We start from the raw sequence: 14,588 nt of genomic DNA on the forward strand, positions 1-14,588 counted from the left end.
TTCAGACTTTGAAGCGCGACACGCCGCCGCGCAGACCGGCGGCGACCTGGCTCAGCTCGTCGATGGCAAAACTGGCCTGGCGCAGCGACTCCACAGTCTGGGTACTGGCGTCGCTCAATTGCGCCAGCGCCTGGTTGATCTGCTCGGCACCGGTGGCCTGGGCCTGCATGCCCTCGTTGACCATCAGTACCCGCGGCGCCAGTGCCTGGACCTGATGGATGATCTGGCTCAGTTGCTCACCGACCTGCTGAACCTCGAACATGCCGCGGCGCACCTCTTCGGAAAACTTGTCCATGCCCATGACCCCGGCCGACACGGCCGACTGAATCTCACGCACCATCTGCTCGATGTCATAGGTCGCCACCGCCGTCTGGTCGGCCAGGCGGCGCACTTCGGTGGCCACTACGGCGAAACCGCGGCCATATTCCCCGGCCTTCTCGGCTTCGATGGCCGCGTTGAGCGACAGCAGGTTGGTCTGGTCGGCCACCTTGACGATGGTGACGACCATCTGGGTGATGTTGCTGGCCTTCTCGTTGAGGATGCCCAGCTTGGCGTTGACCAGGTCGGCCGCACCCATGACCTGGTGCATGGTTTCTTCCATGCGCGCCAGCCCCTGCTGGCCAGAGCCGGCCAGGCTCGACGCCTGATCGGCGGCCGAGGTGACTTCGGTCATGGTGCGCACCAGGTCGCGGGACGTGGCGGCGATTTCACGCGACGTGGCACCGATTTCGGTCGTGGTCGCAGCCGTCTCGGTGGCGGTAGCCTGCTGCTGCTTGGAGGTGGCCGCGATTTCCGTCACCGAGGTGGTGACCTGCACCGACGAGCGCTGCGCCTGTGCCACAAGATTGGCCAGGGCCTCGGCCATTTCATTGAAGCCGCCCTGAACCGCACCGAACTCGTCCTGGCGGTCCAGGTTCAGGCGCATGCTCAGGTCACCCGAGCGAAGCCTGTCCAGCGCAGTCACGATGAGGCTCATGGGCGAGGTAATGGCGCGCAGCAGTAGCAGGCCACAGATACCGGCAGCCACGATGGCCAGCAACAGCGACACGACCATGCTGCCCTTGGCCGTGTTCACCGCGCTGACGATTTCCCGGGTGGCGGCGTCGGCGGCCAAGCGATTATGTTCGATCACCTCGTTCAGGTGCTTGCGCCCTTCGACCCAGGTGGGGGTCAGCACTTGGGCGATCAAGCGCTGGGCTTCGGCATAATTGCGTTCTCGATACGCATCGAGCACCTGATTGACGTTCTGCATGTAGGCTTGTTCGAGCTTCACGAAGGCGTCGAAGCGGGCCTGGTCCTCGCCATCGCGAATGGTGGTCTGGTAACTGGCCATGTGTTGCTTGAGCCGGTCTTCGAAACTCTTGAAGAGTTCGATGTCGGCTGAGCTGATCTCGCGCCGGTCAGAAAGCCCGACCAACTGCTGGCTGGTGACGTAACTGTCCACCCATGCGCTGCGGATCATCGAGCTGTAGTAGACCCCCGGAATGCTGTCGGCCCCAACTTCCTGCTCGGCAGATTCGATGGTCACCAGGCGTGAATAGGCCGCCACGATCATCAGCAGCATGATGGCGATGATCACGGCGAAACTTGCCAGGATCCGTTGGCGCAACGTCCAGTTCTTCACATTCAGCCCTCAGGGATTCACTACGAGCAGGAAAAATCGCCGAAGTATAGCCCAGGCGTCCTACAGAATTGCGCGTCAAATTCTGACAGAACGCCCCGCCACCGCAGTGATCCTCCCGATTGGGCCAAGCTGCACGCGCGGCTTATCCCTGCCGCGCCTGCTTTTCCAGCTCCTCGCGCAACCCCTGGGCCAACCCCAGCTGGCGCGCCAGTTCGTCCAGGTAAGCACGCTCCATGTAGTTTTCCTGATCGACCATCATCACGCTGGCCAGGTACATCTCGGCAGCGATTTCCGGCGTCTGGGCTGCCCGGGCCACCTCGGCCGGGTCCAGCGGCTTGTCGAGCTCCGCATGCAGCCACTGCTGCACTTCACGGTCACCGTCCAGGCGGGTGAACTCACCCTCGATCAGCGCACGCTCGCGCTCATCCACATGGCCGTCCGCCTTGGCCGCAGCGACCAGTGCGCGCAGCACGGCCTGGCTGTGCTGCTCCACCTGGGCCGCAGGTACGCGGTCCACCGTCTGCGGCTCTACTGCAGGGGCCTGTTGGTTGGCCTGCTGGGCCTGCCAGTTGCCATAGGCCTTGTAGGCAAGCACGCCAAGCGCGGCCAGCCCCCCGTAGGTGAGCGCCTTGCCGCCAAACTTGCGGGCTTTCTTGCTGCCGAGCAACACGCCCAGCGCACCGCCGCCAAGCAGGCCGCCACCTGCGCCTGACAGCAACCCGCCGAGCCCGCCGGCGCCTGTACCCGTCTTGGCCCCGCCCGCCTGCTTTTCTAGCAGCTGCTGGCCGGATTTGAGCAATTGATCAAGCAAACCCCGGGTATTCATCATGCGCATCTCCACATCAGGGAAGTCAGCAGCCAGAGTAAGACTTGCCCCACATCACGCCACAGAGGATTTGCTTCCAGATGTTGCATCGTCGCAGGCCGGCGGCGGCTTGCCGGTGCCTAGAGGCCCGCCGCCGGCATCCAGGGCTTCTTAGTCACGCAGGTCCGATTCGTGAATGGGGCTCGACCGGCTGGTGGCCCGCTGATATTGCGCCGGCCAGGTGGCCTGGTGGCCGCCCAGGTCGTCGTCTGCATGCAGCGGCCAGTACGGGTCGCGCAGCAGCTCCCGGGCCAGGAAAATCAGGTCGGCCTGGCCTGTGCGCAGAATGTGCTCGGCCTGGGCCGGCTCGGTGATCATGCCCACGGTGCCCGTGGCCATTTCCGACTCCTTGCGCACGCGCTCGGCAAAGCGGGTCTGGTAGCCAGGACCGGTCGGGATCTCGGCATTGCTGGACGTGCCGCCCGAAGACACATCGATCAGGTCCACCCCAAGCATACGCAGGCATCGGGCCAGCTCGACGGTTTCGTCCGGGTTCCAACCATCTTCGACCCAGTCGGTGGCCGACACCCGCACGAACAATGGCAACTCGGCCGGCCAGACCGCACGAACCGCTTCGACCACCTGCAAGGTCAGGCGGATACGGTTCTCGAAACAGCTGCCGTATTCATCCTGACGCTGATTGCTGAGCGGCGACAGGAACTGGTGCAACAGGTAACCGTGGGCCGCGTGCACTTCGACCACTTTGAAACCCGCCTCCAGCGCGCGCTTGGCCGAGGCGACAAAAGCCTGCACCACGTCCTGGATCTGCGCATGGGTCAGTTCACTGGGCACGGTGTGTTCAGGATCGAACGCGATTTTCGACGGCCCCACCGGCTGCCAGCCGCCCTCCTCCGACGTGACGCTGCCATGCTTGCCTAGCCACGGGCGGTAGGTACTGGCCTTGCGCCCGGCATGGGCGAGCTGGATACCCGGGATTGACCCTTGGGCGGTGATGAAACGGGTGATGCGCTGCAAGGGGACGATCTGCGCGTCGTCCCACAGGCCAAGGTCTTCAGCGGTGATACGACCGTCGGCCGTGACTGCCACGGCCTCGGTGACGACCAGGCCCGCCCCGCCGACGGCACGGCTGCCCAGATGCACGAGGTGCCAGTCGTTGGCCAGGCCATCGACCGAGGAATACTGGCACATTGGTGATACGGCGATGCGGTTCGGCAGGGTCAGCTGACGCAGGGTGTAAGGCTCGAGCAGCATGCTCATGAGGGCACCTCCCAATGGCTGCAAAGTGATCCGGCACGGGCAGTCAATCACGCATCCCTGGCCCGGTACCGGTCTGTGTTCAGACTAGACCAGATTGGGTAGGGGGAAGGTTCCATGGGGTTTGGCCGCAATGCCCTGGGCGTTGCGTAAAAAGCCTTGATACGCGGTGAGGCTGCGTTGAATACAGCCTGACCTCTTTTCGAATCTTTCCACACAGCGCCTGGCTCAGCGCGGCTCCATGTGGGCGATCATCAGTTGCACGCTTTCATTGCCGCGAAACTCATTCACATCCAGCTTGTAGGCTAGCTCCACCCAGCGCACGGTCGGGTTGGGCCAAACCTCGCGGTCGATACCGAAGGCGATGCCGTCCAGGCGCACCGTGCCACACTCACTCTTGAGCACGACTTTCAAATGACGCTCACCCACCACGCGTTGTTCGACCAGCTGGAACACGCCGTGGAACAGCGGCTCCGGAAAATGCTGCCCCCAAGGCCCGGCTTGGCGCAGCGCCTTGGCCAGGTCCAGGTGGAATTCTTCCACCGCCAGGCTGCCATCGGACAGCAGCCGCCCGTTGAGGTCGTCCTCGCACAGCTGGCGGCGTACCTCCTGGTCGAAAGCCTCGGCGAACGCGGGGTAGTTGGTTTCGGGCAAGGACAGCCCTGCCGCCATGGCATGGCCACCGAACTTGCTGATTAGCTGTGGATGGCGCGCGGCCACCGCATCGAGCGCATCGCGGATGTGAAACCCCGGCACTGAGCGCGCAGAGCCCTTGAGCATGCCGTCGCCGGCATCGGCGAAGGCGATGGTCGGGCGGTGATAGCGTTCCTTGAGGCGAGAGGCGAGGATGCCAATGACCCCCTGGTGCCACTGCGCATCGAACAGGCACAGGCCATAGGGCATCGACTCGACCGGCAAGTCCCGCAACTGGGCCAGCGCCTCGCGCTGCATGCCCTGCTCGATAGACTTGCGGTCCTGGTTCAGGCCGTCCAATTGCTGGGCCATGTCCAACGCCAGGGCAGGATCCTCGCAGAGCAGGCATTCGATACCCAGGCTCATGTCGTCCAGGCGCCCTGCGGCGTTCAGCCGCGGGCCCAGAATGAAACCCAGGTCGGTGGAGGTGATGCGCCGGTGGTCGCGCTTGGCCACCTCCAGAATCGCCTTGAGGCCAGGCCGGGCGCGTCCGGCACGAATGCGCTCCAGACCCTGATGCACCAGGATGCGATTGTTGGCGTCCAGCGGCACCACGTCGGCAACACTGCCCAGGGCAACCAGGTCCAGCAGTTCGCCAATGTTCGGCTGCGGCTGGGTGGCGTAGCGGCCCAGGCTGCGCAAGCGCGCGCGCAGGGCCATGAGGACGTAGAAAATCACCCCGACCCCTGCCAGCGACTTGCTCGGAAACAGGCAGCCTGGCTGGTTGGGGTTGATGATGGCATCGGCGTCCGGCAGCGCCTCGCCGGGCAGGTGGTGGTCGGTCACCAGCACCTTGAGGCCAGCCGCCTTCGCCGCCGCGACGCCGTCGACGCTGGAGATCCCGTTGTCTACCGTGACCAGCAGCTGTGGTTGGCGCTGCAATGCCACTTCGACGATTTCCGGCGTGAGGCCGTACCCGTACTCGAAGCGGTTGGGCACCAGGTAGTCCACGTGGGCCGCACCGAGCAGGCGCAAACCCAGCACGCCGACGGTACTGGCCGTGGCGCCATCGGCATCGAAGTCACCGACGATCAGAATGCGCTGGCCTTGGTCGATAGCCTGCAGCAGCAGGTCGACGCCCGCGTCGATGCCTTTGAGCTGCTGGTAGGGCAGCAGGCGCGCCAGGCTTTTGTCCAGCTCGGCCTCGCTTTGCACGCCACGGGCGGCGTACAGGCGCGTCAGCAAGGGTGGCAGGTTGCCAAGAAACGGCAGGGTCGGGGGCAGCGGGCGGGGTTCGATACGCATGGGAAGGTTCAGCCACGCTCCCCCAGCAGCCACTGCAATTGCACTTCGTGCTGGCCACGGTCATCGGTCACGAACACCGTGCCTTCGCTGATCATCACATCCCATTTGATGCTGCGGGGCATGTCGGTGGCCAGGGTTTCGAGCACCTCCTGGGGCACGGCCGCGATGCTGAGGTTCTTGAGGTTCTTCACCGCGCTCACCACCTTGCCTTCCCACACCCGCAGGCTACCGTAGGCCAGCAGGCTGGTGCGTTCGGTACGGCGCGAGCACCAGGTCAGGCGATCGGCATCTGGCTGGCCTACTTCGATCCAATGCAGCACACGGTCGTCCAGGCTTTTTTCCCACAGCGCCGGCTCATCGACGTCCGACAGGCCCCGACCGAATGTCAGGTTTTCGTTGTACCACAGCGCATAGGCCAACAGACGAACCGCCATACGCTCCTCGGTTTCCGAAGGGTGCCGCGCGATGGTCTGCTTGACGTTCTCGTACACATTGCGGTCGAGGTCGGTCAGGTTCAGTTCGAATTTGTAGGTGGTGGACGGCTGGGCCATGGTCGGGGTGCTTCTTGCCTGAAGAAAAGTCGCACAGTCTAACCGATCCAGTCCCCGGTTGCGCCGCGGCAGTATCTGCCGCATCGCAGCTGTGATAAAAACACCGCTCTTTACAGCTGCCACGGATGCCCCATGTCGACGTCAAGCAAACCCCTCGCCGGCCTTAAAGTGGTCGAGCTCGGCACCTTGATCGCCGGGCCATTCGCGTCGCGCATCTGCGCCGAATTCGGCGCCGAGGTGGTCAAGGTGGAATCGCCCGACGGCGGCGACCCGTTGCGCAAGTGGCGCAAACTTTACGAGGGCACCTCGCTGTGGTGGTTCGTGCAGGCGCGCAACAAGCGCTCGCTCACCCTCAATCTCAAGCACCCCGACGGGCGCGAGGTCCTGCGCAAGCTGCTTGCCGAGGCGGATATCCTGATCGAAAACTTCCGTCCGGGCGTGCTCGAAAAGCTTGGCTTTGGCTGGGACGTGCTGCATGCGCTCAACCCGCGGCTGGTCATGGTGCGTCTATCAGGCTTCGGTCAGACCGGGCCGATGAAGGAGCAGCCGGGCTTCGGCGCAGTGGGCGAGTCCATGGGCGGTTTGCGCTACATCACTGGGTTCGAGGATCGCCCGCCCGTGCGCACCGGTATTTCCATCGGCGACTCCATTGCAGCGTTGTGGGCGGTGATCGGCGCACTGATGGCCCTGCGTCATCGCGAGGTCAACGGGGGGCTTGGCCAAGTGGTCGACGTGGCGCTGTACGAGGCCATCTTCGCCATGATGGAGAGCATGGTGCCGGAGTTCGACGTCTTCGGTTTCATCCGCGAGCGCACGGGCAATATCATGCCGGGTATCACGCCCTCCTCCATCCATACCAGCGCGGACGGCAAGCATGTGCAGATCGGCGCCAATGGCGATGCGATCTTCAAGCGTCTGATGGTGGCTCTCGGCCGTAGCGACCTGGCCGAGGACCCGAGCCTGGCCACCAATGACGGGCGAGACCTGCGCCGCGATGAGCTGTACGGGGTCATCGATCGCTGGGCCAACGGATTGCCGCTGGAACAGCTGATGCAGGCCCTGACCGCAGCCCAGGTACCGGCCAGCCGCATCTACTCGGCTGAAGACATGTTCAGCGACCCTCAGTACCTGGCGCGCGAGATGTTCCTGCAGGCGCGTCTGCCCGATGGCAAGGCGTTCCGCATGCCGGGCATCGTCCCCAAGCTGTCCGGCACCCCGGGCTCTGCCGACTGGGTCGGGCCGGCACTGGGCGAACACACCGACGAGCTGCTGGGCCAGCTGGGCTATGATGCGGCCGCCATCGCTGCCCTGCGCCAGGCGGGCGCTGTCTGAGCCTGTCGCTGTCCCATTGCCTGCGCCCCGCCAGGTTGGCATGGACGGGCGCCGTACTGGCTGCACTGCTCAGCGTACCCTCAAGCGCTCAGGAGCGGCTGCTGTGGCTGGTGCGTGATCTGCCACCGTTCAGCGTATCCGACGGCCCGGAAAAAGGTCATGGGGTGATCGACCAGCTGTTACCGCAGCTGATCCAGCAGATGCCCGAATATGCGCACAGCATCGTGCGGGTCAATCGTGCGCGTGGCTTGCAGATGCTGCAGGACAGCAGCAGCCTTACCTGTGACCCGATGCTGCTGTGGACCGCCGAGCGCGCCCGCTATGTACGCTTTTCCATCCCGCTGCTGGGCGTGCAAACCAGCGGCCTGGTCGTGCGCAAGCAGAACCACGCCTTGGTGGCGCCCCACCTCGACGGTGATGAGGTCGATCTTCAAGGCCTGCTGAGCGACCCATCGCTACGCCTTGGCGTGGTGGCAGAGCGCAGTTATGGGGCTGTGATCGACGATACGCTGAGCAACTTGCCAGATGCCGCCGTCAGCCGGCACTACGGCACCCAGGCCACCGCCAACCTGCTGCAGATGCAACGCTTGGGCCGACTGCGCCTGGTGCTCGGCTACTGGCCGGAAGTTCGCTATCTGATCCAGCAACAAGGCGGATCGCCGGCTGACTACCAATTTCACCCGGTTCAGGGTGTGAAACCCTACCAATTCCTGCATGTGGGCTGCTCGGCCAGCCCGCAGGGACAAGCCGCCATGGTCCACATCGATCAGGTCTTGACCCAGCTGCGCCAGACGGTGCTACCAAAACTGTATGCGCATTGGCTCGACTCCGCCCAGCGGGCGGACTACCTCGAACACAGCCGAGCCTTCTTCAACGACCACGCGGCGGCACACCCCGAACGCCCTGAACAGGACGAGCGCCACACCGCTGGGTCGACCAGCCTTCCAAACCCCCAACCCCGATAAAAAGAAACCCCGGACGCTGGGGAAGAACGTCCGGGGTCAAGCGAAAGCCCTTGGGCTTCCAGCGACAGCAGTGGCCATGCGGGAGCAAAGCAGTGGCCGGCTGTACTGATCAATCTGATGACTCGCTCAGGCAAAGGTTCCCTGAGGTTGCTGACGCTGCTGCAACGCAGCAATCACGCAAGGCTGCAGCCGCCCTTCAGCGATCTGCAGATCACGGTGCAGACCATCGACCATATCCACCAGCAGGCGTTGCTCCTGCAATTGACGCTCGCTGACCGTGCGTTGCAATACCACCCTGGCCAGGTGGTCGTGGACGGTCAACTGCCGGTTACCGTGGCTATCGGCCAGGCCCAAGTGCGCCTGGTAAGGGGTGAGGGCTTGGTTGAGCAGTCTGCAGATTCGTTCCATCCGGATTACTCGCTTGCTTGATGAGTTGTAAGGAGCAGACCTGCAAGCGAAGCGGAAAGTTCTAACCCTCCATGCTGTTCAATGCGCCGTCAGTGCTCCCATGGGCTGCGACCTTTCACGTTCGGACGGGCTGGGCAGTATTTGCAACGCCCTTTGCAGGGCTGGGGAAGACAGTGGCCATGGCAACTCCGCGATGACGTGCAAGCCAAAACTGCGGGCCTGCTCAGCAAGGTTGCGCCGCCGGGCGCCTGCCTGGCCTACGAACAGCACAGGGCAGGCGGGCGGTAACCGCTTGAGCATCGCAGTCCCCGTGCGGGTGGGCATGGCATGGTCGAAGATCAATAAATCCGGGGAGAATGCGCTCGAAAGGCATGCGTCGAGCTCGGCCTTGTCCTCACAGATCCGCACCTGGAACACGCCCTGGGCATTGAGGGCCTGGTGCAGAAGGATCTGGTGGGACGGGCGCACGTGATGAATCAGTACATGGGGCTGTTGCATGAGCCGCTCCTGCTGGGAGGACCGGCTAATCTAGGCGCGAAGACGATCGGCCAGAATAGGATTTTTCTGAATTAAACCATTGAAACCGCTGAGGCTCCGGATCGGTCCGACCCGGAGCCTGCAAGGTCAGAGCGGCTTGCCGCGATTGCCGTGCTGGCTGACGAAGCTTTGTACTGCCTTGAGGTCATTGGGCAATACGGTGCAACGCTCTTCGCGGCTGAACAGGTCGCTCATGTGCACGGGCAATTCAAGCGCCTTGCCAACGCCTGCCTGCTCGACTGCTTCAGGGAACTTGACCGGGTGTGCGGTACCCAGCACGACCATGGGCGTATCCAGGCTACGGCGGCACTCGCGACCGGCTTTGACGCCGATGGCCGTGTGCGGGTCCAGCACCTCGCCGGTCGCCTCAAACACCTCGGCGATGGTCTGGCAGGTCTGCTCATCGGTGACGGCCAGCGAATCGAAGAGCTTGCGTGCCTCGGTCCAGCGGTCCTGTTCAACGCTAAAGCCGCCGCCCTGGCGGAAGTTGGCCATCAACTCGGCGATCGATGCACCGTTGCGACCGTGTAGATCGAACAGCAGACGCTCGAAGTTGGACGAGACCATGATGTCCATCGACGGCGACAGGGTGGCGTGCAACTGCTCCTTGACGTACTGGTTGCCGCTCATGAAGCGGTGCAGGATGTCGTTGCGGTTGGTGGCCACCACCAGTTGGCTGATCGGCAGGCCCATGTTGCGTGCCAGGTAGCCTGCGAAGATATCGCCGAAGTTGCCGGTTGGCACCGAGAAGGCCACCGAACGAGCCGGGCCGCCCAACTGCAGGGCGGCATGGAAGTAGTAGACGATCTGGGCCATGATCCGCGCCCAGTTGATCGAGTTGACGGCCACCAGGCGGGTGCCCTTGAGGAACGACTGGTCGGCGAAGCTCGCCTTGACCATTTCCTGGCAGTCATCGAAGTTGCCTTCGATGGCGATGTTGTGGATGTTCTCGCCGAAGATCGTCGTCATCTGCCGACGCTGCACTTCCGAGACCCGCTGGTGCGGGTGCAGGATAAAGATGTCGACGTTGTCGCACCGACGGCAGCCCTCGATGGCGGCGGAGCCGGTGTCGCCGCTGGTGGCACCGATGATCACCACGCGCTCGTTGCGCTTGACCAGCACATGGTCGAGCAAGCGACCAAGCAGTTGCAGAGCGAAATCCTTGAATGCCAGGGTTGGCCCGTGGAACAGCTCAAGCACCCACTCGTTACTGTCGAGCTGACGCAGCGGGGCAACGGCAGCGTGGGCGAATTCGCCGTAGGTTTCTTCGAGGATCTTCTTGAAGTCGGCATCGGCGATGCTGCCCTCGACGAACGGGCGCATGACTCGGAATGCCAGCTCGTGGTACGGCAGGCCCGCCCAGGATGCGATTTCTTCCTGGGTGAAACGTGGCAGGTTTTCCGGGACGTACAGGCCACCGTCGGTAGCCAGGCCGGCGAGCAATACGTCTTCGAAGTTCAGGGCCGGTGCCTGGCCGCGGGTACTGATATAGCGCATGGGACAAACCTTTGGTTTGAGCGGCAAGCCTCGTTTGCCCGCAGCAGGAAAGGGCCGGTGGCCTCGAACCTGGGCGGCACGCCTTGGCTTGCCGTGACTGTAGGGTGTTCTAAAGCCCCTACGCTGCATCTAGCTGCAGCGTCGAGGGTGTCGCTGGGCCTCTGTGCAACAAGCCCTGGTACTTGGTCACGCAGGTACGCAAACAGCCTTGCCGGACGCTCGTCACAAGGCTGTTCAGGCCAACCCTAGTTGAGCTGCTCGACGCGAATGCGCACGACCTGGCCCACCACATCCTGCAGGGCCTCGAGGGCGACGATGGCGTCGTTGATGCCCTGCTCCACCACGCGGTGGGTCAACAGGATCATCGGCACCAGGCCGTCTTGCTCTTCGGCTTCCTTTTGCATGATCGATTCGATGTTGATGCCGCGCTCGGACAGAATGCTCGCCACCTGGGCCAGCACACCTGGGTGGTCCTTGGCCTGGATACGCAGGTAATAAGCGCTCTCGCAGGCTTCGATTGGCAGGATCGGGTGCGCCGACAGCGAATCGGGCTGGAACGCCAAATGGGGCACGCGGTTTTCCGGGTCAGAGGTCATGGCACGGACCACATCCACCAGGTCGCCTACCACCGAGGAAGCGGTCGGTTCCATTCCTGCGCCTGCGCCGTAGTACAACGTCGAGCCGGCGGCGTCGCCATTGACCATCACGGCATTCATCACCCCATTGACATTGGCGATCAGGCGGTCGGCCGGAATCAGCGTCGGGTGCACGCGCAACTCGATACCTTCGGCGGTACGGCGTGCCATGCCCAGGTGCTTGATGCGGTAGCCCAAGGCTTCGGCGTAGTTCACGTCGGCCGTGGTCAGCTGGGTGATGCCTTCGGTATAGGCCTTGTCGAATTGCAGCGGAATGCCGAACGCGATCGACGCCAGGATGGTCAGCTTGTGTGCCGCGTCGATCCCCTCGACGTCGAACGTCGGGTCGGCCTCGGCGTAGCCAAGCGCCTGGGCTTCGGCCAGCACATCCGGGAAGGCGCGACCTTTCTCGCGCATTTCGGTGAGGATGAAGTTGCCAGTACCGTTGATGATCCCGGCCAGCCAGTTGATACGGTTAGCCGACAGGCCCTCGCGAATGGCCTTGATCACCGGAATGCCACCGGCCACCGCCGCTTCAAAGGCGACGATCACGCCCTTTTCACGGGCTCTGGCGAAGATTTCGTTGCCATGCACGGCGATCAACGCCTTGTTGGCGGTGACCACGTGCTTGCCGTTTTCGATGGCCTTGAGCACCAGGTCGCGGGCTACGGTGTAGCCGCCAATGAGCTCGATGACGATATCGATCTCGGGGTTGCTCGCGACTTCGAACACATCAGCGGTAATGGGGGTACCGGTAATCTGGCAGTTCGGGTTCTGCGAGCGCATGGCGATCTGGGCCACTTCAATACCGCGCCCGGCACGGCGGGCAATCTCCTCGGCGTTGCGCTGAAGTACATTGAAGGTTCCGCCACCGACGGTCCCCAACCCACAGATGCCTACTTTGACCGGTTTCACTGTGAACTCCCCATTGAACGGCCGACACCTTTGCCGACCGTGAAACATGCCGTCACCCCATGACGACGGCGTATTGAACTGTATTACTTGGCAAGCGCCAGCTTGGCGACCTGCGGTGCAGGCTGGTAACCCGGAATCACCTGGCCATTTTCGAGCACGATGGCCGGCGTACCGTTGACGCCGATCGACTGCCCCAACTGGAACTGCTTGCTGACCGGGTTGGTGCACTTGGCTGCCTTGATTTCATCACCCTCGACCATTTTGTCCATGGCCTTGCGGCGGTCGCTGGAGCACCACACCGCCTGCAATTGCTGGTCGCCGGCCGAGCCCAGGCCTTGACGCGGGAAGGCGACGTAACGCACTTCGATACCCCGTCGGTTGAGTTCGGGCACTTCAGCGTGCAGCTTGTGGCAGTACGGGCACGTGGTGTCGGTAAAGACGGTGATGTGGGACTTGGTTTCGCCCTTGGCCGGATACACCACCATCTCACCTGCCGGAATGCCGTTGATGAGCTTGGCAATGCCCAAGCGCTCGGTTTTTTCGGTCAGGTTGACGGGCTTGCCGTCCTTGATCTGGAACAGGTAACCCTGCATCACGAACTGGCCATCGGCGCTGGCGTACAGCACGCGCCCGCCTTGCAGCTTGACTTCGTACAGGCCGCTGACCGGGCTGCTGGCCACGCTTTCAACGGGCACTTCCAGGGACAGGTTCTGCAATGACTTGCGAATGGCCTGCTCTGCGCCGACGGGTGTATCGGGCGCCGCAGCCACGGCAAAGGTGCTGGCCAGCGCCAAGGCGGCGGCGGCGAAAAACGGGGTCACGCGCATGGATACTCCTGAGGGCGGACAGGGGCCGCAGAGCGTCACCTGAGCAAAACGAAGAGGTGACTGGGCGGCCCTTGGTGCTAACCGCCCAAGCCTACCACATCACGCCTGGCTTGAAGCCGCCGCAGACTGTCGGTTGGCCGAACATGAAAAACATTCATCCGCGCGGATGGTGCTCGGCGTGCAGTTGCTGCAACCGTGCTTTTGCCACGTGGGTGTAGATCTGCGTGGTTGACAAGTCGCTGTGGCCCAGCAACAGCTGCACCACGCGAAGGTCCGCACCGTGGTTGAGCAGGTGCGTGGCGAACGCGTGTCGCAGGGTATGCGGCGACAAGGCTTTGTCGATGCCCGCCACCTGGGCATGGTGCTTGATGCGGTGCCAGAAGGTCTGCCGCGTCATCTGCTCGCCGCGCAGGCTGGGGAACAGCACGTCACTGGGGCGGCCGTTGAGCAACTCGGCACGGCCGTTACGCAGGTAGCGCTCCAGCCACACCACCGCCTCCTCGCCCATGGGCACCAGCCGCTCCTTGCTCCCTTTGCCCATCACCCTGAGTACGCCTTGGCGCAGATTGACCTGATCGAGCGTGAGGCTGACCAACTCGGTCACGCGCAGGCCGCAGGCGTACAGCACTTCGAGCATGGCGCGGTCGCGCTGGCCGATGGCCTCGCCAAGCTCCGGGGCTTGCAACAAGGCTTCCACGTCGGCCTCGGACAGCGATTTGGGTAGCGGTTTGCCCAGTTGGGGCATGTCCACCTGGAGTGTCGGGTCGATGGCAATGAGCTTTTCGCGCAGCAGGTAGCGGAAGAAACCGCGTAGCCCGGACAGGAATCGCGCGGTCGAGCGCGGCTTGTAGCCCTGGTCCAGGCGCCAGGCCAGGTGGTCGAGAATCAGTTCGCGGCCGGCGTCTGGGAGGTTGACCGAGCGGGTTTGGAGCCAGCCGTTGAACAGGGCCAGGTCGCTGCGATATGAGGTGCGGGTATTGTCGGACAATCCCTTTTCGAGCCACAGGGCGTCCAGGAATTGGTCGATGAGCGGGTGGTCCAGGGCGGGCATGCTGGGAGCTGTTGGCGGCTTTGAGGGGCGGTAGTGTTTCATAGCGGTTGGCGGGTTGTCTGTAGCTGGGGTGGGCTAACCCTGCATCGCTGTCGAGGCTAGCGAGTTTTCATGGGCCGACGGTGAGGGGCTGGGCGGGGAGTTCAGGTATTCGCTAACATCTGATCGCCTGGGCGGGGGCGCAGATGGCTAATTGGTATTCAGTGGCTAGGGGGCGCACAGTCACCT

The 14,588-nt window shown here is 63.4% G+C and carries 13 protein-coding genes; 2 read left to right on the top strand and 11 right to left on the bottom strand.

Features of this window, described 5'->3' with window-relative positions; translation table 11 throughout:
- Window position 1: 1 nt before the first annotated feature.
- The 5 genes from ACK59L_RS09235 to ACK59L_RS09255 all read right to left on the bottom strand — a co-directional run bounded on the left by ACK59L_RS09235 (window position 2) and on the right by ACK59L_RS09255 (window position 6,193).
- Window positions 2–1,624, bottom strand: a complete 1,623-nt coding sequence (locus ACK59L_RS09235; RefSeq protein WP_196136927.1) for a methyl-accepting chemotaxis protein — start codon at window positions 1,622–1,624, stop codon at window positions 2–4.
- A gap of 142 nt (window positions 1,625–1,766) precedes the next feature.
- A complete protein-coding gene (locus tag ACK59L_RS09240; protein ID WP_409273166.1) occupies window positions 1,767–2,450 on the bottom strand; it encodes a tellurite resistance TerB family protein in 684 nt (227 codons plus the stop codon).
- Window positions 2,451–2,600: 150 nt separating this feature from the next.
- The gene (locus tag ACK59L_RS09245) at window positions 2,601–3,707 is read right to left on the bottom strand and encodes an NADH:flavin oxidoreductase/NADH oxidase (RefSeq protein ID WP_409273155.1); all 1,107 of its coding nucleotides are present in this window, start codon (window positions 3,705–3,707) and stop codon (window positions 2,601–2,603) included.
- 225 nt (window positions 3,708–3,932) lie between these two features.
- On the bottom strand, window positions 3,933–5,642 hold the full coding sequence (gene recJ / locus ACK59L_RS09250; RefSeq protein WP_409273157.1) for a single-stranded-DNA-specific exonuclease RecJ: 1,710 nt from the start codon (window positions 5,640–5,642) through the stop codon (window positions 3,933–3,935).
- 8 nt (window positions 5,643–5,650) lie between these two features.
- Window positions 5,651–6,193 carry a YaeQ family protein gene (locus tag ACK59L_RS09255; RefSeq protein ID WP_023534041.1) on the bottom strand — a complete coding sequence of 181 codons (543 nt, stop codon included), beginning with the start codon at window positions 6,191–6,193 and terminating at the stop codon, window positions 5,651–5,653.
- 132 nt (window positions 6,194–6,325) lie between these two features.
- On the opposite strand from ACK59L_RS09255, the gene ACK59L_RS09260 reads away from it, so the two are divergent.
- Together ACK59L_RS09260 and ACK59L_RS09265 are read left to right on the top strand one after the other, a co-directional pair.
- A complete protein-coding gene (locus tag ACK59L_RS09260) occupies window positions 6,326–7,525 on the top strand; it encodes a CaiB/BaiF CoA transferase family protein (RefSeq protein ID WP_409273159.1) in 1,200 nt (399 codons plus the stop codon).
- A 2-nt stretch (window positions 7,526–7,527) separates the two neighbouring features.
- On the top strand, window positions 7,528–8,490 hold the full coding sequence (locus ACK59L_RS09265) for a TIGR02285 family protein (protein WP_409273168.1): 963 nt from the start codon (window positions 7,528–7,530) through the stop codon (window positions 8,488–8,490).
- Between the two features lie 126 nt (window positions 8,491–8,616).
- Here ACK59L_RS09265 and ACK59L_RS09270 read toward each other — a convergent pair whose 3' ends face one another.
- The 6 genes from ACK59L_RS09270 to xerD all read right to left on the bottom strand — a co-directional run bounded on the left by ACK59L_RS09270 (window position 8,617) and on the right by xerD (window position 14,360).
- The gene (locus tag ACK59L_RS09270) at window positions 8,617–8,898 is read right to left on the bottom strand and encodes a DUF3509 domain-containing protein (protein ID WP_023534040.1); all 282 of its coding nucleotides are present in this window, start codon (window positions 8,896–8,898) and stop codon (window positions 8,617–8,619) included.
- A gap of 78 nt (window positions 8,899–8,976) precedes the next feature.
- Window positions 8,977–9,396, bottom strand: coding sequence for a response regulator (locus ACK59L_RS09275; protein WP_409273161.1), 420 nt, complete (start codon window positions 9,394–9,396; stop codon window positions 8,977–8,979).
- A gap of 126 nt (window positions 9,397–9,522) precedes the next feature.
- Complete coding sequence (thrC, locus tag ACK59L_RS09280) at window positions 9,523–10,932, bottom strand: threonine synthase (protein WP_058603765.1); 1,410 nt, start codon at window positions 10,930–10,932, stop codon at window positions 9,523–9,525.
- Window positions 10,933–11,177: 245 nt separating this feature from the next.
- A complete protein-coding gene (locus tag ACK59L_RS09285; protein ID WP_023534107.1) occupies window positions 11,178–12,482 on the bottom strand; it encodes a homoserine dehydrogenase in 1,305 nt (434 codons plus the stop codon).
- Window positions 12,483–12,565: 83 nt separating this feature from the next.
- The gene (locus ACK59L_RS09290) at window positions 12,566–13,309 is read right to left on the bottom strand and encodes a thioredoxin fold domain-containing protein (RefSeq protein ID WP_409273163.1); all 744 of its coding nucleotides are present in this window, start codon (window positions 13,307–13,309) and stop codon (window positions 12,566–12,568) included.
- 154 nt (window positions 13,310–13,463) lie between these two features.
- On the bottom strand, window positions 13,464–14,360 hold the full coding sequence (gene xerD, locus ACK59L_RS09295; protein ID WP_409273164.1) for a site-specific tyrosine recombinase XerD: 897 nt from the start codon (window positions 14,358–14,360) through the stop codon (window positions 13,464–13,466).
- Window positions 14,361–14,588 lie beyond the last annotated feature (228 nt).

Origin of the sequence: Pseudomonas sp. KCJK9111 (genome assembly GCF_046231935.1) — a bacterium.
GTDB classification, from domain to species: Bacteria; Pseudomonadota; Gammaproteobacteria; order Pseudomonadales; family Pseudomonadaceae; genus Aquipseudomonas; species Aquipseudomonas parafulva_B.

Bases quoted from the DNA above. Each gene is read 5' to 3' on its own strand.
- xerD (WP_409273164.1), bottom strand. From the start codon at position 14,360: ATGCCCGCCCTGGACCACCCGCTCATCGACCAATTCCTGGACGCCCTG.
- ACK59L_RS09255 (WP_023534041.1), bottom strand. From the start codon at position 6,193: ATGGCCCAGCCGTCCACCACCTACAAATTCGAACTGAACCTGACCGAC.
- ACK59L_RS09290 (WP_409273163.1), bottom strand. From the start codon at position 13,309: ATGCGCGTGACCCCGTTTTTCGCCGCCGCCGCCTTGGCGCTGGCCAGC.
- recJ (WP_409273157.1), bottom strand. From the start codon at position 5,642: ATGCGTATCGAACCCCGCCCGCTGCCCCCGACCCTGCCGTTTCTTGGC.
- thrC (WP_058603765.1), bottom strand. From the start codon at position 10,932: ATGCGCTATATCAGTACCCGCGGCCAGGCACCGGCCCTGAACTTCGAA.
- ACK59L_RS09245 (WP_409273155.1), bottom strand. From the start codon at position 3,707: ATGAGCATGCTGCTCGAGCCTTACACCCTGCGTCAGCTGACCCTGCCG.
- ACK59L_RS09240 (WP_409273166.1), bottom strand. From the start codon at position 2,450: ATGAATACCCGGGGTTTGCTTGATCAATTGCTCAAATCCGGCCAGCAG.
- ACK59L_RS09275 (WP_409273161.1), bottom strand. From the start codon at position 9,396: ATGCAACAGCCCCATGTACTGATTCATCACGTGCGCCCGTCCCACCAG.
- ACK59L_RS09270 (WP_023534040.1), bottom strand. From the start codon at position 8,898: ATGGAACGAATCTGCAGACTGCTCAACCAAGCCCTCACCCCTTACCAG.
- ACK59L_RS09260 (WP_409273159.1), top strand. From the start codon at position 6,326: ATGTCGACGTCAAGCAAACCCCTCGCCGGCCTTAAAGTGGTCGAGCTC.